Origin of the sequence: Chromobacterium sphagni (genome assembly GCF_001855575.1) — a bacterium.
In the GTDB taxonomy this organism is placed as follows: domain Bacteria; phylum Pseudomonadota; class Gammaproteobacteria; order Burkholderiales; family Chromobacteriaceae; genus Chromobacterium; species Chromobacterium sphagni.
The window spans coordinates 557,515-576,437 of the sequence record NZ_MKCS01000002.1; the positions used below are offsets into that span (position 1 = coordinate 557,515).

The window sequence follows — 18,923 nt, forward strand, 5'->3', positions numbered from 1 at the left end:
AGCAGGAAGCCGTGGAAATGCTCATGAATGATCCCATTGCGATGAATGCCAGGAAACAGGCGTTCAAAGATTATGTTTTGCAACAATCGGCCGCGGAATACCGTGGGTGCCCATTTTTCACTACGGCGCAACCCGCGGCGGAGGCGGGCGCGGCGACGACGCAGACGGTTGTCCTGGAGGATGGCCTCAACGCGCGGATTTTCGCCATGGCGTCGGCGTCGGCGCTGCATCGGCAATCCCTGTTTTCCGCCTGCATCAAACAGCTTGCCTTCCTGCATTGCCGGGAGGCCGAGGGCGTGCTGAGCTGGTCGATGGACGCGGATCCAGCGGGCGCGCATCTGCTGCCCGCGCCATGGCGCGTGACGGACGCGGAGCTGGCCCAGCCAGTCAAGCGCTTGTTCGGCGTGGAACTGGCTCAATGGAAGCAGGCCGCGGCGCTGGCCGAGGGCCTGCCGCCCCAGGCGGAGCCGGCCGAGCCGGCGCCGCAGGTGCTGGCGGGATATTCGGAGACCAGGGCGCCGTTCGAGGGTGCCGACGCGTCGGCTTGCGCGCTGGGCATCTGGATCCAGGCCAGCGCGGCCAGTACCCGCCTGCATATGCGCTTTGATCGTAGCCGCGTGGATGCGGAGCTGGTTGCGCTGCTGATGGACCGGCTGATGCTGCTGCTGAACGCCATGGTTTTCGAGCCCGGCGCCGAGCTGGGATCCATGCCGTGGATTCCGCAGCCGGAGCAGGAGCGCATCGCCGAGCTGTCCGCCCCGGCGCCGGCGGGCCCGCTGGCCTATCGGAACGTGGCGCAAGCCATCGCGGCGGCCTTGCGCGACAGAGCGGAAACCCCGTTTCTGGAATGCGGCAGCCAAACCGTCAATTTTTCCCAGCTCGAGCGCTACACCGACGCGCTGTTGAGCGATCCGCTCTGGCCGCGGTGGGAGGAGCTGGGCGATTGCGTGCTGATCGTCGGACCCAAGGGCGTGGAAACCACTCTGGCGGCGATGGCCTGCATGCGCATAGGCAAGCCGTTCTGCCTGCAAGGCCATGGCGTTCCGGAGGCTCAACTAGCCGATACCATCGCTACGCATGGCACCAAAACGCTGCTGTTGCAGGACGGTTGCGGCGGCATGGCGGCATTCTTCCGCGCCCAGGGCTGCCAGGTGCTCATGCTGCCGCCCTATGCGGCGGCGCAGCCGGCGGCCGCGCCCGCTGCCGTTCTGGCGGAGTGGCGGCGTCGGGGGGAGGCGGTCGGCCCTGACGACGCCTTGTGTGTCGTACTCACCTCCGGCAGCGAAGGCAAGCCGAAAGGCGGTATCAATACGCACAGGGCGCTGCTCAATCTAAGTCAGGAAAAACACGCCTTGCATCGCATGGCGCGGCCGCGGACAGCCTCCATGGCGAATCATGCTTTCGACTATTTTGTGCTGGAGTGCGTGGAGGCGCTGACGCAGGACGCGGTGATCGTCATGGCGCCGGAGGAGGCCCGAATCGATGCGGGAAAGTACGTGGAATTCCTTCGGGAGAGCCGCATCGACATCGCATTCGCCACGACGGTGCTGGCGGAAGACATCATGGAACTGGGCGATATCCCCGGCCTGCGGCAATTGTATTTCGGCGGCGAAAGCCTGCGCAGCTATCGCAAGAACAACTATGAGCTGTTCAATGTGTATGGTCCCAGCGAAGCCGGCGTTTTCGCCTCCTGCCTGTCAATCGAGCGCCAGGGCCGCAAGATCACCGTCGGCAAGCCGGTCGGAGGTTGCGAGTGCGTGGTGGTGTTTCCCGACACCCTGGAACTTTGCCCGATAGGCGTGCCGGGAGAGCTCCTGATCGGCGGAGCCGGCGTGGGCATCGGTTACCTGAACCGCCCGGATCTCACCGCAAAGGCGTTTCTCGAGTTGGATACCCGCGGGTTGCGCGGCAGGTATTACCGCAGCGGCGATCTCTGCTGCTGGGATGCCGACGGCGAGATCGAAGTGCTGGGTCGGCGCGACCGGCAACTGAAGGTGAACGGTTTCCGGGTCGAGCTGGACGCCATAGAGAAGGGCGTGCTGGGCTTGCCGGGCGTGGCCGAGGCCGCCGTGATAGGCCTGGCGGACAAGCGCGGGCACGCCCGCCTGGGGGCCTTCGTCGTGGCTGCCGACCATCGGCTGGCCGAATGCGACATAAGGGAAGCCTTATTAAGCAGGATGCCGTCCTATATGGTTCCCAGCCAGATCATCCTGCTGGCGGAATTGCCGCTGACGCGCAACGGCAAACTGGACCGGCAGCAGCTGAAGCAGGTCCTTGGCGATGCCGCGCGCGGCGACGCCGTACGGCCCAACGGCGCCACCCAGGAGTGGCTGGCGGCTTGCTGGGCGCGCCATCTGGAGCTGGAACCCGGCGCGCTGTCCGTGGACAAAAGCTTTTTCGCGCTGGGCGGCCACTCTTTGCGGGCGGCAAGGGTGCTGGCGGAGTTGCAGCAGCGGTTCGGCCAAGTGGTGTCCCTGCTGGAGTTTTTCCAGCATGAAACCATTGAAAGCTTGGCGAAGCTGGTTGATGCCCGGCTCGCCGGCGACCGCGTCATGAGCGCGGATGCCTTCTCCGCTCTTCTGGACACGGCATCAGGCGCGGATGCCTGGGAGCGGGGGCCGTTGTCCGCGCAGGAAGCCCGCCTCTATGCGCAATACCGGCTTTACCCGGACTCGATGGCTTATGTGCTGGCTCTGGACATTCCGCTTGCCAGCGAGGCATCCGCCGGGGCGGTGAGACAAGCCTTGCAGGCGCTGCTGGCGCGGCACGACATTCTGCGCACCCGTTACCGCATCGATGCCGAAGGAGCGCCTTGCGCCGACATCCTGGCCTCGCTTCCGGTCGACAAGGTGCTGCTGGACGAAGGCAAAGACTGGGCGCAGGCGAGCGCGCAGGCTTTCGCGCTGGACGAGGGACCTCTGCTGAGAGGTTGCCTGCAGGGCATCGGCACGGCGCAGGCCCGCCTGCGCCTGCAGATCCACCATATTCTGGTGGACAAGCCGGCGATGGAGATTCTCCAGCGCGAATTTGAGCAGCTGTTGCGCGAGGAAGCGCCGCCGCCTGTCGCGCTGAGCTACCGCGGCTATGCGGCGGCGCTGGCGAATGCCCGTCGACAGCCGCTCTGGGGGCAGGCGCAACGGTTCTGGCGAGACTACCTTGAGGGACTGGCGTTCGATCCTTTCGGCCATGGCGCGGCGCAGGCCGGCGGCCGGACGAACCATGCCTCCTGGAGTCTGTCGGCGCGGGAGTTGGCCGAGGTGCATCGCTTGTGCGCGGCATTGAACGTGACGCCAGCGGTGTTCTTCCTGGCGCTGTGGGGCCTGGCCGTGGCGCGCGAGACTGGCGGCGACGCGTTTTCCATCTCGGTGGCGAACGCCTTTCGCCCGCGGCAGGCGCTGGCGACCGTGGGCATGTTCGTCTCGCTGGTTCCGTGCGCATTCCGCTTCGGCCCGCGCGCCGGGACTTTCGATGAATACGTCAGGACCCTGGCGGACGAGCAGTGGCGGGTGGTCGATCAGCTGTTTTTCCCGGTTGAGGAGGTCTTCCCCTTGCTGAGCCGCGATCCGAGAATGTTCGGCAGCAATCCCTTGCTGAATGTCGCTTACACCTACATCGACGCAGCGGACGGGCATGGCGCGGCGGACGAGGGCGAGGCCGGCGCCGAGGCACACGGGCCGCTCAACCTGACAGTCGCCGAGGCCGCGCAAGGCTGCCGGCTGACGCTGGAGTATCAGCAGGACGTATTCACCGGAGAGCGGATAGACGCCATCGCCTCGAGCTACCGGGACATGCTTGGCCAGGCACTGGGCTGCGCTCCATCCATGTTGTCTGTGGATGATTTGCTCGTGCCCGCCGCAATGGCCGACAAGGCGTTTCGTCCGGCGCGACGCCGCGCGGCCTATGCCCAGATCGATGCCATGCTGCTGCAGGGCTTCGCCGCTTTGGCCGACCGCCCCGCGGTGATAGACGAAGACGGCGAGGTTTCCTGGAGCGGCTTCGCCGCGCTGACCGCCGCCTACGCCCAGCGCATGAACCACGGCGAAATCCGGCGCGCGCTGATCCTGGGGCGTCCCGGGCGGCAGATGCAGGCCTTTCTGGCGGCTTGCTTCCTGACGCGCACCACCTATCTGGCGCTGGAGCGCGGCACGCCGCAAGCGCGCATAGACGAGGTGATCCGCCATGCGGCGCCGGAACTGGTGATCGATGCCGACAACGACGCCCCCGCGCCCATCGCCATCGATTGGGACGCTTTCCGGAGCGCGAAGTCCCGCGATGGGAACCCCATTGCGTGGATATTGTACAGCTCCGGCACCACCGGCCGTCCCAAGGGCATTTGCGTCGATGCGCGGACAGCGGCCCAGTATCTGGACTCCTTGGTCGACACGCTGAGGTTGCGGCAGGGCATGCGGGTGGTCCAGCAATTCTCCCCCAGCTTCGACGGTTATCTCGAAGAGGTGCTGCTGGCTTGGGCGCTGCAGGGAACCAGCGTGGTGGCCGACCGCTACAGTCTGCTGGACGAGCGCAAGGCGCGGGCATTTTTGGCCAGTCGTCGTCCCGATGTGATTTCCGCCGCCCCGGCCCTGCTATCGGCCTGGAACCGCATCGAGGATCTGCAGCCGCTGCCAGCGGTATGCATCAGCGGAGGGGATTTTCTGGCGCCCGGCGATATCAGCCGCCTGCTCGGGCGCATGCAGATTTGGAACAGCTACGGCCCCACGGAAACCTGTATCGCCGCCTCGATGGTGAACTGCGCGGAGGCGGCGCCGGGACCGACGCTGTCCATCGGCGCGCCGTTCGCGCACGTCGCCTTCGCGGTACTGGACGAGCAAGGAGGGCGGCTGCGCCCTGGCCAATGGGGAGAGCTGGCGATCTATGGGGATTTCGAACACCACGGTTATCTGGATGATCCGGCGCTGAGCGCGGGCAAGTTCGGGCGCGACGAACAGGGGAGCTTCTTCCGCACCGGCGATTCCGCCATGGCTGACCAGAATGGCCTGTTCTACCTCAAGGGGCGCATGGACGACAGCTGCAAGGTGCGCGGCAACTTCATTGGGCTGGGCGAATTGGAAAGCAAGGCCGGGCAGTATCCAGGCGTGGCCGCGGCCGGGGCCGCGGTGGCTTTCGCCGGCACGCCGGAAGCCTGCCTAGTGCTGGCGGTGGAGGGCGCGCCGGACAACCTGTCGGGCCTGCAACAACATCTGGCGCGCCATTACACCCGCTCTCATCTGCCGTCGGCGATCTTTCCGCTGGCGCGCTTGCCGCGCACCGACATCGGCAAGCTGGACCGGGCGAAAATCGTGGCGCTGTTCCATGAGTGGCGCGAAGGTGTCGCGCCGGCGCTGGATGCGCGGGACTTGGCGCTGGACGAAGGTCTGCATCAGCTGATCGCCTGCTGGCGCGCATGTCTGGCTTATCAGGGCGCGCTGGCGCCGGATTCCGATTTCTTCCTGGTGTCCGGGTCCTCGCTGAGCGCCGTGCGGCTGGCCAGTCAGTTGGAGGCGCGGTTCGGCATTGACTTCAGTCCCGCGGACGTGTTCCGAAACGCCACCGTGGCCGCGCAATGGGCGCTGATTGAAGCGCGGCGGAACGCCGGCGGCGCCGAGGGCGCATGGCTGCAGGAGCGTTTCCTCAACGCGGATGAGCCGGGCCTGCCCAAGTTGTTGCTGCTGCCGCCGGCTCTGGGCGGCTTGCTTGAGTTGCAGACTCTGGCCGACACGCTGGCGGGGAGGGTAAGCGTCGCGGCGCTGGCGCTGGACCCCGGTTCGGCCGCCGATCCGCAGTTGCCGGAGTTCGAGGAGGCGCTGCTGGCCGCGCTGCGACAGCATGCGGCGGCGCATCCTTCGCGCCCGGTGTGGCTGGGCGGCTATTCATTGGGGGCGGAGATGCTGGCGGCGCTGCTGGAGCGGCATCCCGGCGCCGCGCAAGGCGTAGACAAGCTGCTGTTCCTCGACCCCAACCTGCAAACCGCCGTGTTCGACGGTCCCGAGCTGTATGCCGAGTTCCTGGACTTCTTCCGCGACCTTAATCGTCAGGCCGGGGACGGTGCCGAGATGGCGGACCTCGACGAGGCAGCCTTGCGCGCGGCATTCCCGGCGCTGCATCGGGAGTGGCGCCATTACTGGTTGCAGCACCGTTTCCTGATGGACAAGCCCTTCTGCGCGCGGGCGCTGGCGTTGCCGCTGGACCGCCTGTCCGCCGCGCTGTTCTTTTCCGACGACGCCAAGGTGGAGGGGGTGGCGGCGCTGGAGCGAGCGCTGCAAGGCCGCGCCGTTGTCCAGCGCGTGCGCGGCGGCCATTTCGACTTCATCGGACAGCTCGGCGTCGACGACCTCCTCGCGGGGGACGGAGCGGCGCGGGAAGCCTCAGCGAAGCTGTCCGAGACGGCCTGAAGCCTGGGACGCGACAGTTTTTATCCGCGATTGCATTGCCAGAAAGCCTAACTAGGTAAGAAATTATGAGCGTAGAAATAAGAGAAGATCTGGATATCGCCGTCATCGGCTTGTCGGGCCGATTTCCGGGGGCGGAAAACTGCAATGAGTTTTGGCGCAACCTGTTGATGGGCGTGGACGGCATTTCCCGTTTTACCGAAGAAGAACTGCTGAAGGCGGGTCATGACGCCGCCAAGATACGCAACAAGGATTTCGTGCCGGTGAACGGCGTGTTGTCCGGCGCGCAATGTTTCGACGCGGAATTCTTCGGCTACAGCCAGGCGGAGGCCGCGCTGATGGACCCGCAAACCCGGCTGATGCTGGAGTGCGTCTGGCATGCGTTGGAGAACGCGGGCGTCGACCCGGACAGGCGCGGACGCAATATCGGCTTGTTTCTGGGCGCGCGCAGCACGGTGCAATGGACCATGCAGGCGATGCTGTCCGAGCAGGTGGAGAATGTCGGCGGGTTTCTCGCGTCGCAGTTGTCCAACAAGGACGCGATGAGCACGCTGATCTCCTGGAAACTGGGCCTGGAAGGCCCCAGCTTCACGCTGCAGACCGCCTGCTCCACCAGTCTGGTGAGCATACATCAGGCGGTGCAGAGCCTGCTCAGCGGCGAATGCGACTTCGCCGTCGCCGGCGGCGTCAGCCTGCTGCTGCCGCAGCAAAACGGCCATACCTACCAGAGCGGCATGCTGTTCTCCAAGGATGGCAAGACCCGCGCCTTCGACGCCGAGGCCAGCGGCAGCGTGTTCGGCAGCGGCCTGGGGGCGGTGGTGCTGCGGCGGGCAGGGGACGCCATCGCCGACAAGGATCCGATCTGGGCCATTCTCAAAGGCTCCGCCATCAACAACGACGGCGCCCGCAAGGTGGGTTACACCGCGCCCAGCGTCAAGGGACAGGCCCAGGCGATCCGCACCGCCTGGGAAGTGGCCGAGGTCGAGGCTGGGGATCTGGACTTCATCGAGTGCCATGGCACGGCGACCGCCTTGGGCGACAGCATCGAGTTCATGGCACTGCAGGAGGTGTTCGCCTCCGCCGGCGGAGCGCTGAACCGGTGCGCGCTGGGGGCGGTGAAAGGCAATATCGGCCACCTGGATTCCGCCGCGGGCGTCGCCGGTTTCATCAAGATGGTGCTGGCGCTCAGGCACGGCGTGATTCCGCCGACCCTGCATTTCCAGCGCCCCAATCCGCAGCTGGAGTTCGACCGTTCCCCCTTCTACATCAATGCCGGCGCGCAGCCCTGGCCATCGGTGGCCGGCCGCTTGCGGACCGGCGGCGTCAGCAGCTTCGGCATCGGCGGCACCAATGCGCATATGGTGCTGCAACAATACGAGCCTGTCCGGCCAAGCGCGCAGGCGAGCGGCGGCGCGGCCGAAGTCTGCCTGCTGCCATTTTCCGCCAAGAGCAAAGCGGCGTTGCGGCGGCAACTGGAGGCGGTGTCGCAGTGGCTGGTATCGCAATCCGGCCTGGATTTGCGCGCTTTGTCCCACACCTTGGGCAAACGCCGCAGCTTTCCCTGCCGGGCGATGCTGGCAGCGGATTCCAGGTTTGCGCTGATGCGGGAAATCGAGCGCTATCTGACCCTGGACGACGATGCCGACGCGATGGCGCTGCTTCGTCCGGCACTGGAGGGCGCGTCGAAGGCCGGGCTGGAGGAGACGCTGGAAGCGGTTGCCGGCTGGGTGTCGGGAAAGGCCAGAGAGGCGGCGCCCTGGCTGCTGGGCGATTTTGACGGCCTGCCCTTGTTGGATGTCCCCGGTTACGCCTTTGCGCGGGAAGATCATGGCGCGGGGCATATCGGCGACAAGGCCTGGGCGCAGATCGCCGGCGTCATCGCCGCGCCGGAGGGCCGGAGCCAGTCTAAGAACGCGGCGGGGCTGCTGGCGCCGTTCTGGAAGCCTGTGCGGATTCCGGCCGCGCGGGGGGATACCCGCGCGGTGCTGCTGGCCGACGCGTCGCTGGATGCCCTTGTCGGGGAAACGGCGAGCCTGCTGGAGACCGTCAGCCTGAACATGTTTTGTCCGGCGCAGCTTCGCGGCGCGCTGGCGAAAGTGTCCGCAGATGCGCGCAAGGAGCAGTCGCTGGTGTTGTCGCTGGCGCTGCCCGCGGACGGGTTCGCATTCGACCCGGATTCGCTCCAGGCGCTGGCCGAATTGGGCAAGGCCCTGGTGGAAGCGGATTTTTCGGGCTTTGCCTCCGCGCATGTCTATCTGGTGGCGCCGGCTGGCCCGCAGGGTGCCGCCGAGTCGGTATTGACCGCTGCCGCGCTGAAGGCGCTGGCCTTGGTTGCGCCGCAGGAAATTCCCGGCATCAACTGCGCGTTCCTGGGCATCCGGTATCCCAATCCGGCGATGTTGGCCGGGGTGTTGCGGACGCCGATGCAGGGTCCTCTCAAATTGAACGAGGAGGGGCTGTTTGTCGAGGATTTCCGCTGCCCGGAGGCGGAGGAGAACGAGGTGCTGGACGAGGCGCGCTTTGTCGGCAAGACCTTTGTGATAAGCGGCGCCGGCGGCAGGATGGCGAAGGAGATGGCGAGGACCATCGCCCGGCGCTTCCAGGGCAAGTTGGCGCTGATCAGCCGGCAGGCGGCAGATTCTCCGGCGATGCAAGGCTTGAGCCAGGAGTTGACGGCGGCCGGCGCCTCCGCGGTGGAGGTGTTCCCGTACGCGCTGGAGTCTGAGACCGGCGCCTTGGCGCTGTTCGAATCCATCCGCCTGCGCCTGGGCGATATCTGCGCGGTTGTTCACGCCGCCGGTGTGACCGACGGCGACTCCTTCGCCGCGCTGGCGCAGCTCGATGCGAGCCGCTATCTGGCGCAACTGGGGCCTAAAGCCCGGGCGGCGCAGGTGTTGGCGCGGGTGTTTGAAACCGTGCCGGTCGAATACTGCTTCGCGACGTCCTCGATGTCGGCGTTTTTCGGCGGCATCGCCCATGCGCCATACGCGGTTGCCAACTTGTTTCTGGATGGCTGGGGACAGCTGCAGAACCGGCGGCCGGGAGGGACCCGCTGGGTGGTGGTGAACTGGGAGACCATCCATTTCGACGAGGGGCGCCAGGGCGGTGCGCAGGCATGGGGAGCCAATGAAGTGGCGCTGTCCGGCGCAGAGTTTCCCGCGCTGTTCGAACGCAGCCTGCGCGAGTATGACCGCGAGAACCAGAAGATTTTCTCCGCCGGACAGTTCATGGACCGGCTGTATGCCTGGGGCGGGAGGCGCGCAGCCAACGGCGGCCGCGCGCAGCTGGTGGCCGGGGGCGCAAGGCTGAAGCCGAGGCCGGAAAACCTGGGTTCGGCTTACCTGGCGCCAGGCAATGCGATGCAGCAGGACATCGCCGTCATCTGGAGCGGGATTCTCGGGGTGGACGGCGTGGGCGTGGACGACCGCTTCATGGAGCTGGGCGGCGACAGCCTCAAGACCATCGTGATGGCGGAGAAAGTGTACAAAAAGCTTGGCAAGCGAATCGCCATACAGGACTTTTTCGCGCAGCCCACCATACGCGAGATCGAGCGCCAGTGTCTGCTGGTGCCGGACGCCGCCGATGCCGCGCTGCCGGAAATCGACCCCGCCGCGCCGATCGCAGCCAGCGCGGACCAGGAGCTGCTGTATATACACCAGACCACTTTCCATGACGCCAGCTACAACATGCCGGTGGCGTTCCAATGCCCGGGTTCGTACAGCGCGACGGCCATTGCCGCCGCCATTGAGCAGATCGCCGACAGGCATCCGGTGCTGAAATGCCTGTTCGAGCGGCGGGGTTCGGATCTGTTGATGCTGCCCCAGCTCGATGTCAGGGTGGTCCTGCAGACATTCGAAGCCGCGCCGACGCGGGAGGAGGATCTTGCGCGGTTGGAGGCGTTCGCCGGGCGGCCGTTTGATCTGCATGCGGCGCTTCCCATGCGCGCCATGATGGTGAAGGGCGAGGACGCCGGACGGCCGCACCAAGTGTTGATCGTGGTCCACCACATCGTATGCGACGCCGTGTCGTTGGGCATACTGGCCGATGATTTCCAGCGCCTGCTCGCAGGGCGATCCCTGCCGGCGCCGGAATACAGTTTCGCTGCCTACCGGCGCCAGCGGCAAGCGAGCGAGAACGCCGATCAGGCGCGGAAGGACAAGGCCTATTGGCTAGCCAACCTGTTGCCATTGCCGGCGCCTTTGGCGCTGCCTACGGTGGAGGGTCGCGCCGACGCCGCCAGCCATCAGGGTGTGACCCTGGTCCAGCGCCTTTCCCCGCAGACCAGCCAGGCGGTCAAACGCCTGTGTGGCGAACTGGGCGTGTCCACCTTCAGTTTTTTCCTGGGCGCCTTCGGCGTGCTGATCGGCAAGATCGCACGCGCCGAGTCCTTCCTGCTGGGCGTGCCGGTGACCGGGCGCGCGCAGGCCCAGGAGCTGGCCATGGTGGGGTATCTCGTCAATATGCGGACGCTGAAGATAGAGCCGGAGGCGGATTTTCCCATGGCTGACTATCTGCTGGACCTGAATTCCCAATGGCTGGAAAGCGCGCCGCACCAAAGCTATCCGATGAGCGCGCTGCTGGACGATCTGAGCGGCGAGCCTTACTGCCAGGATCGCAAGGGCCGGCATCCGTTGTTCGACGTGGTATTCGGCTATTTGCCCTTCAGCCTGAACGGCGCCGACGAGGCGGAGCGGGAAAGCGATTTCTCCCGGCTGGAACTGGCGGCCAATACCGCCAAGTTCGATCTGGTGATGGAAGTGTCCGAAACCGCAGAGGCTTTCGACTGCACGATCCAGTATCGCCAGCGCTTGTTCGCCGAGGCGACCATCGCGGCGGTGTTCGACTACTACTTTGCCTTGATAGACGAGGTGCTTGCCGATCCGGAAGCGGAAGTGCGCGACCTGCTGCAGGGCCTCGGTGTCCAGCTGGACCCGCGCGCGCAGGCGGCGGAGCAGGATGTGGATCTGGAATTTGATTTCTAGGGAAGGGCGGGAAATGGGTTTTTTCGGTAAGACATGGAATGCGCTGGGCGACGTCGGGCTGTGGGCATTCGAGGAGGCGAGCATCTATCGCCGCAAACGAGGCGCGCAGCCCGCGCATGGCGACGCGCTGGCGCGGCTGGCGGCGGCCGAGTACCGCAATGTGGTGCGGGTGGCGGATATTTCCGTCGCCGAGTTCCGCGAACGCTATCTGATGCGGAACGAGCCGGTAATCATCAGCGACGGACTACGGGACTGGCCGGCGCGGGAAATCTGGAGCTTCGACTACTTTTGCCGCGAGTTCGGCGATATGTCCGTGCAACTGCAGGATGCCGGATTCAGGCCCGGCGCCAGGGCGGAGCTGCGCGCCTATCTGCGCGAAATCGCTGCGCTGCCCGCTGTGGAGCTGGGGCAAATAGGCGCGGAGCTGGACTACTTGCGCTACACCTATGATTCGTTCTTCAAGCACTTGCTGTTCACCTGGGGATTCGGCCATCTGGTGAACACCCGCTCTTTCAGCTTTCTGGCGTTTCAACGCCTCCGGGAGCACTGGCGCAGGCCTTATTTCCTGCCCGCAGGCGGCTACCGGATTCCTTGGGTGCAGGCGGGAGAGCTGCACCCCAACCAGCGAATGTGTCAGGACTGGGGCCTTTATTTTTCCGCCCCGGGTGCTTGCACCCGCCTGCATGTGGACGGCATGCGCAGCAATGCGGTGTTGTGCCAGGTGGCGGGCAGGAAGGCGGGCTGGATTTTTTCCGCCTCGCTGGAGGATGCCGCCAGAAGCGCCGCCGATGGCCAAGCCACTTCCGCGCCGTCAGCCGCCGGGCCGGAGCCGCGAGGCCAGGCGGACCGGATCTGGCGGTTTGATCTGGCGCCGGGCGAAATCATGCTGATTCCCAAGGGGTTGACGCACGAGGTGCACACCTTGTCGCCCAGCATTTCCCTGACTTACAACTTTGTCACCAATCCGGAATACCGGGATTATTTCCAGTTCAAGGCCGAGCGCGGGCCCGGCTGGATCGCCGGTGCGCCTATCGCCGCAGTGCCGGAATTCGCGCGCATCTACCGGGGCGGCCCGTTGCGCGTCGAAACCAGCGGAGGGCTGCATCTTGTCTGATTCCGTTCTAACCGCGGCGAAACGCCGACCGGACGCCGCGGTTCAACTGCTGTTCCTGCATCATGCGGGCGGTTCCAGCTACCCCTATCTGCAACTGGCGCAAAAACTGTCCGGATCGATCGAAGTGTTCTGCCTAGAGTTGGCGGGCAGGGGAGGGCGTTTCGTGGAGCCTTTCCAAGCGGATGTCGAACAAACGCTGGCGGATATTCTCGCCGCGATCCAGCGGCAGGAATTGGGCCGGAAGAAGCCGCTGCTGCTGTTCGGCCACAGCCTGGGAGGGGAGCTTGCCTATCAACTGGCGCACCGGCTGCGGCGCGCATCGCCGCGGATGAGGCTGGGCCTGATTCTTTCCGCGCGCGGCTTTGTCGATCCGGATGTCCCGGGCGAGGGGCCCGGCGAAAACTTGTCCGATGCGGAAATCGTGCGCCTGCTGGAGCAGTACGAGGGCACGCCGCCTGAGGTGTTGGCCGACCCCGAGATGAAAAAATATGTGATAGGGGTCATGCGCAATGACTTGTCGCTGCTGGCGAGGCTGAGCCGGTTGCCCAAGCCGGCGCTGGATGTCCGCGCGCATCTGGCGGGAGGCGACTGCGACAGCCGGGTTCCCGTCTGTCGTCTGTCGGGATGGCGCCGGGCGTTTAGCGCGCCGGTGGGGCAGGAGATTTTCACTGGCGGGCATTTTTACCTGTTCGCCAGCGAGCAAGTGATTCCATGGATTGAAGAACGAGCCAGGGAGCTGGCGGAGCGGACCTCCGCGCCTCCTTCCCTGGATAATTTGGCCGAGCGCTTTTCCCCCGCGTTCGCTGGCTCCAACTAAGTCGAGTAAAAGCATGTCCTTATTTTCACCGATGATTACGGATTTCTGGCAGGCGACCTTTTTGAGCGGCGAAGTCCTGTGCCGCAACGGCAAGTTCACGCTCGCCGTCAACCCCGGGCTGAGCGAAGACCGCAGGCTGATGGTTCTGGAGACCGCAGACGGCAGCGTCATGGCGGTCATGACTCCGGCGCTGGCCGATAGGCTGGGGCTGCATCGGCAGTCAGGCCTGTCCGAGCCGCTGCTGCGCGGGACGTTGCGGGAGGCGGGCATCGTCCTGCACGGCGCCGATTACATTTTCTATTTTTCCGAGGCCGCCAAGCGCGCCCTGGGGCAGGAAACGCCGGCGGGCGTGGTGCGCCGGCTGACGGCTCAGGACGAGGCGGCGTTTGCCGGATTTCAGTCCTCCGCCTCGGAGCAGGACCTGGACGACGCCTATGTGGAATTGGACCACTGGGCGGTGTTCGGCTCTCTCGAACAGGGCCGGCTGGTCTGCGCCGCCAGCATGTATCCCTGGCAAAACGCCCGCGTCGCGGACCTTGGCGTGTTGACGCTGCCGCCGTTCCGCGCCCAAGGCCATGCCCGCAAGGTGGTGCGCGCCATCAGCCGGCACGCCTGCGAGCAGGGCTATGAACCGCAATACCGCTGCCAGCTGGATAACCAAGCTTCCGCCGCGCTGGCCGAGGCGGCTGGACTGAGCTTGTTCGGCAAGTGGGAAGTGATTTCCCCCGATGCCGGCGAGTGAATGATTGCGGAACGATTTTCTCAATACAGCAAGGAAGAAATATCTATGTCAAAGCTTAAAGTCGCAGTGGTTGGCGGTGGCAATATCGGTTCCAGCCTGGCTTTCGATTGCGCATTGCGGGGCCAGGATGTGGTGGTGATCGAAAAGGACGAGCAGTCTTGCGAGCAGAGCCGGGCGCGGGTGACGGAAACCGCCGGCTACGCGCCCTTGTTCAGCCCGCTGGCCAAGGGCCGGAAGCCGGAAGACATTCTGGGAAATATCGCCTGGGCCACCGAATTGCAGGCAGTGTCAGATTGCGATTTCGTGGTGGAGAACATCCCGGAGAATATCGAGCTGAAACAGGCGCTGTACGCGGGCATGGCCGGATTCATCGCTCCCCATGCGGTGCTGGCGGCCAATACCTCCTGCATTCCCATCACCAAGCTGGGTTCGTTTCACAAAAGACCGGAGCAGGTCATCGGCGTGCACTTCATGAACCCGGTTTACATGAAGCATACCGTCGAGGTGATTGTGGGCCTCAACACCACCGAGCAAACCCGGGACCGCTGTCTGGAAATGCTGGCGCTGCTGGGCAAGAAGGCAGTGGTGGTTAAGGACGGCCCCGGCTTTGTTTCCAACCGAATCTCCCATCTGTTCATGAATGAAGCGGCGTTCTCCATCCAGGACGGCATCGCCCTGCCGGCGGATGTGGACACCATATTCAAGGAATGTTTCGGCCACAAGATGGGGCCGCTGGAAACCGCGGACCTGATCGGCGTCGATACGGTGGTGAACTCGCTGGACGTGCTTTATCAGGTATTCCAGGATTCGAAATACCGGGTCTGCCCGCTGATGAGGAGCATGGTTGACGCCGGCCATCTGGGCCGTAAGTCCGGCAAGGGTTTTTACACCTACTGAGTGGTTTCCGTCGCAGTAAAGGATGCATGCGCCGGCCAGATGGCTGGCGCATGCATACTCGGTTTCAGACCTTCAAGGCGCTGCCAAAATGGGACTTGGGCGTGGCGCGGTGGTGGAGCTATTGGGCGCAACGCCATAAGAGCGGCCTGAATATTATGCTGCCGCTACCCCGTTCAAGCTATTGCCTCTCAATCTGCCCCAGCTTGTGATCCATGGTTCCGATGCCGTTTCGATTGAAATGTCTAAAGCATATTCAGCGGCGGCCATTGCAACTGGCGACTCGGTCACATTTACCGAACTGCCCGATTCGGATCACATGGCATTTCTCGATCCCGCCAGTACTGCCCATCGCACAGTTTGCGCATGGCTATCCGCTGTTTTGGCAAGCGATTCACTACAGCTGTAGGGACGCGCCGCCAGTGAGAAAGCCGCCTTGCCTGGCGAGGCTTTTCTTGTTTTTGCGCCCGCGCTGAAAAATCGATGTGGCGCGCAGAGGCATACTGCTCTCGCCTATTTAGCCGTCGCGCCGGCAAGCTGCCGAGGCCAGGTGCCATCAAGTGGCTTCCTATGCCGATTAGCCAAAGACCAGGCGTCCGGCCATCGCCACGAACACGCCGCCGAGCAAACCCTTCTGCAGCTTTACCATCGGGCGGCGCCCCTTCAGGCGGCGGGCGAGGCCGCCGGCGGCGAATGCGTAAGCGGTGTCGAAGCATAAGCCGACCGCGACCAAGATGGCGGCGAGCAGCGCGAACTGCGGCGGCACAGCGCCGTACGTCGGCGACACGAACTGAGGCAGGAGCAGGGCGCAGAACATCAATGCCTTGGGATTGAGCAAATTGGTCAGGAAGCCGCGGGCGATCGCCGCGCGGCCAGACTCGGTCGCTTGCGGCGAGTCTTCTGGCGCAGGCTTGGCGCGGATCACCTTCCACGCCAGCCACAACAGATAGCCCGCGCCGATCCAGCGCACAGTGTCGAACAGCAAGGGATGGGCGGACATCAAGGCGGCCAGGCCCAAGCCCGACATCATCACATGCAGGAATCGAGCGGCGGCGATGCCGAGCGCGGTCAACAGGCCGGTACCGACGCCGCGGCTCGCCGATGTGGCCATCACCAAGGCCATGTCGGGCCCCGGCAATATGTAGACGGCGACCAGGGCGGCAAGATACAGCGACAGCGCAGACAAGGGCAGCATGGCGGGCTCCGGCATAGGGGGCGATGCGCTTAGTGTGCTCCCGGCAGGGTGAAATTGCTTTGCTTTCTCTTGCGCTATTGGGCTAGATTTGGAAAGACTCTTTCCTTATTTTTGGCTTGTGCAAATGAATCTTCCAAAATTTGAGCTGGACAATGTGGACCGTGCCCTGATGGCCTTGCTGCAGCAGGATGGGAGGTTGTCCAATGCGAAGTTGGCCGAGCATGTGGCGCTGAGCGAGACGCCGTGCTGGCGCCGGCTGAAACGGCTGGAGGCCGACGGCTATATTGAGGGGTATCAGGCGGTGCTGAACCGCAAGAAGCTCGGCTACGGGGTTCTCGCCTTCGTGCAAGTCGGCTTCGGCAGCCATACCGGCGATGCGCCGCGGCGCTTCGAGGAGCAGGTGCAAGCGATCCCGGAGGTGCTGTCCTGCCACAACCTGACCGGCGAGTGCGACTACCTGCTGCAGGTGGTCGCCGAGGATCTGGAGGCGTTTGGCGTCTTCGTGCGCGATGTGCTGCGCGAACTGCCCGGTGTGTCGTCGATCCGTTCCAGCCTGTCGCTACGCGAAGTGAAGATGTCCGGCCAGCTGCCAGTGGGAGCGGGTGGTCGCTGACGGTTGTCCTGGATGCCGACGTTGGAGACGAGATTGGCGCCCATTGATGACCTGGATAGTCCAGAGTGAGCTGGGTGGCATCATCCCGCCGCCCGGGCTGTGGCGGAACCGCTTCCCCTCTGGCAGCTTACATCTGAGTATAATCCCCCGCTTGGCCTGGACTTTTGTCTGAAGGCGCTGTTTATTCATGGCATTCCGTCGGGACGCAAGTGGTCGCCGGGCTGTTATTTTCTCGCTCCCTAAAATCTTGTAGCACGGCTATTCCCAATGATCATTCTGAAAAACGTGGCTTTGCGTCGCGGCACCAAAGTCTTGCTGGACGGCGCGACAGTCACCATCAATCCCAGCGAAAAAGTCGGCCTGGTAGGGCGCAACGGCGCGGGCAAATCCTCGCTGTTTGCGGTGCTGAACGGCAGCCTGCACGAAGACGGCGGCGACTTCTCCATTCCCAGCCAGTGGCGGATGGCGCAGGTGGCGCAGGACATGCCGGAGACGTCGCAGACCGCCACCGAGTTTGTGGTGGAAGGCGATACCACCTTGCTGGCGGCGCGGCGCGAAGTGGCCGAAGCCGAGGCCGGCGAAGACTACATGCGGATGGCGCATGCCTATACCGCGCTGAATGACGCCGGCGAGCACGACGCTCCCGCCCGGGCGCAGGCGCTGATTCTGGGCCTTGGCTTCAGCGTGGCCGAGCTGCAGCAGCCGGTGAACAGCTTCTCCGGCGGCTGGCGCATGCGCTTGCAGCTGGCGCGTGCGCTGATGTGTCCGTCTGATCTCTTGCTGCTGGACGAACCGACCAACCACCTCGACTTGGACGCGCTGGTTTGGCTGGAGGCCTGGCTCAAGCAGTACGCCGGCACCATGGTGGTGATCAGCCATGACCGCGAATTCCTGGACGCGGTGACCAATGTCACCCTGCACATCGACCACGGCAAGCTGGTGCGTTACGGCGGCAACTACAGCAAGTTCGAAGACATGCGCGCCGAGCAGATGATTCTGCAGCAGGCAGCGCAGGCCAAGCAGCAGGAAAAGATGGCGCACCTGCAAAAGTTCATCGACCGTTTCAAGGCCAAGGCCAGCAAGGCCAAGCAGGCGCAAAGCCGCGTCAAGGCGCTGGAGCGGATGGAGAAGATCGCGCCGGTGCTGGCCGATGCCGAATTCCAGTTCGAGTTCAAGGAACCGGGCAGCCTGCCCAACCCGATGCTGACCATGTCGCAGGCCTCGTTCGGCTATCCGGCGCCGGAAGATGCGGCAGCAGGCACGCCGCCTACCGTGATTGTAAAAGGCGTGAACCGCTCGGTGCTGGCCGGCCAGCGTATCGGCATTCTCGGCGCCAACGGCCAGGGCAAGTCCACGCTGGTCAAAACGGTGGCCGAAGCGCTGGTGGCCACCGGCGGCGAGATCATCCGCGGCAAAGGCTTGAATATCGGCTACTTCTCGCAACAGGAGCTGGACGTGTTGCGGCCGGAAGATGACCCGCTGCAGCACATGCTTCGATTGGCGCGCGAAACTCCGGCGCAGTTGCGCCCGCCGGCCAACGACTGCCGCGAGCAGGGCCTGCGCAACTTCCTGGGCACCTTCAATTTCAGCGGAGACATGGTCAAGCAGGCGGTGGGAAGCATGAGCGGCGGCGAGAAGGCGCGACTGGTGCTGTGCATGATTGTCTGGCTGCGTCCCAATCTGCTGCTGCTGGACGAGCCGACCAACCATCTGGACCTGGCCACGCGCGAGGCGCTGAGTGTGGCGCTGAACGAGTTTGAAGGCTCGGTGATGCTGGTCAGCCACGACCGGGCCCTGCTGCGCGCAGTGTGCGACGAATTCTGGATGGTGTCGCGCGGCGGGGTCAGCGACTTTGACGGCGATCTGGACGACTACCAGGTCTACCTGCTGGAAGAGGCCAAGCGCCGGCGCGAACAGGCTGCCGGCAAGCGCTAAGCGGCAGCGCCGGCACGCCCCGGGCAACCGGGGCTTGCGTCCTGAAAGTCATAAAGGGCGGTGCTGCCCGCGTAATCGCGGTGCCACTGCCTGTTTGGGTTTTGTCTCGTTGGCGCGTCAAAACGGATAAAGACCATCGCCGGCCCGGTGCGGGTGAGCAACGGCCGTCTTCCCTCCGCCGCTCCTGAGGCTGGTGTGCGTGCATTTTTTTTGCAAGCATCTATGCTGAGTTTACAACCGCATGT

The 18,923-nt window shown here is 64.6% G+C and carries 9 protein-coding genes; 8 read left to right on the forward strand and 1 reads right to left on the reverse strand.

Annotated features, from left to right (window positions below; genetic code table 11):
* Positions 1-23: 23 nt before the first annotated feature.
* The 6 genes from BI347_RS18355 (at position 24) to BI347_RS18380 (ending at position 14,938) form a co-directional block, all read left to right on the forward strand.
* Positions 24-6,389, forward strand: a complete 6,366-nt coding sequence (locus BI347_RS18355) for an AMP-binding protein (RefSeq protein WP_204378103.1) — start codon at positions 24-26, stop codon at positions 6,387-6,389.
* 65 nt (positions 6,390-6,454) lie between these two features.
* Positions 6,455-11,368, forward strand: a complete 4,914-nt coding sequence (locus BI347_RS18360; protein WP_071116671.1) for a beta-ketoacyl synthase N-terminal-like domain-containing protein — start codon at positions 6,455-6,457, stop codon at positions 11,366-11,368.
* 13 nt (positions 11,369-11,381) lie between these two features.
* Positions 11,382-12,482, forward strand: a complete 1,101-nt coding sequence (locus tag BI347_RS18365; RefSeq protein ID WP_071116672.1) for a cupin-like domain-containing protein — start codon at positions 11,382-11,384, stop codon at positions 12,480-12,482.
* Positions 12,475-13,299, forward strand: a complete 825-nt coding sequence (locus BI347_RS18370; protein WP_083339037.1) for a thioesterase II family protein — start codon at positions 12,475-12,477, stop codon at positions 13,297-13,299. Before BI347_RS18365 ends, BI347_RS18370 begins: the two co-directional genes overlap by 8 nt.
* Positions 13,300-13,360: 61 nt before the next feature.
* Entirely contained in the window at positions 13,361-14,041 is a 681-nt protein-coding gene (locus BI347_RS18375) for a GNAT family N-acetyltransferase (protein WP_204378104.1), read from the forward strand.
* A gap of 45 nt (positions 14,042-14,086) precedes the next feature.
* Complete coding sequence (locus BI347_RS18380; protein WP_071113400.1) at positions 14,087-14,938, forward strand: 3-hydroxyacyl-CoA dehydrogenase family protein; 852 nt, start codon at positions 14,087-14,089, stop codon at positions 14,936-14,938.
* Between the two features lie 574 nt (positions 14,939-15,512).
* Here BI347_RS18380 and BI347_RS18385 read toward each other — a convergent pair.
* Positions 15,513-16,130, reverse strand: coding sequence for a LysE family translocator (locus BI347_RS18385; protein WP_083339038.1), 618 nt, complete (start codon positions 16,128-16,130; stop codon positions 15,513-15,515).
* 124 nt (positions 16,131-16,254) lie between these two features.
* Between BI347_RS18385 and BI347_RS18390 the strand changes: the two genes are divergently transcribed.
* The gene (locus tag BI347_RS18390) at positions 16,255-16,743 is read left to right on the forward strand and encodes an Lrp/AsnC family transcriptional regulator (RefSeq protein ID WP_071116674.1); all 489 of its coding nucleotides are present in this window, start codon (positions 16,255-16,257) and stop codon (positions 16,741-16,743) included.
* Between the two features lie 267 nt (positions 16,744-17,010).
* Positions 17,011-18,678, forward strand: a complete 1,668-nt coding sequence (locus tag BI347_RS18395; RefSeq protein ID WP_071116675.1) for an ABC-F family ATP-binding cassette domain-containing protein — start codon at positions 17,011-17,013, stop codon at positions 18,676-18,678.
* Positions 18,679-18,923 lie beyond the last annotated feature (245 nt).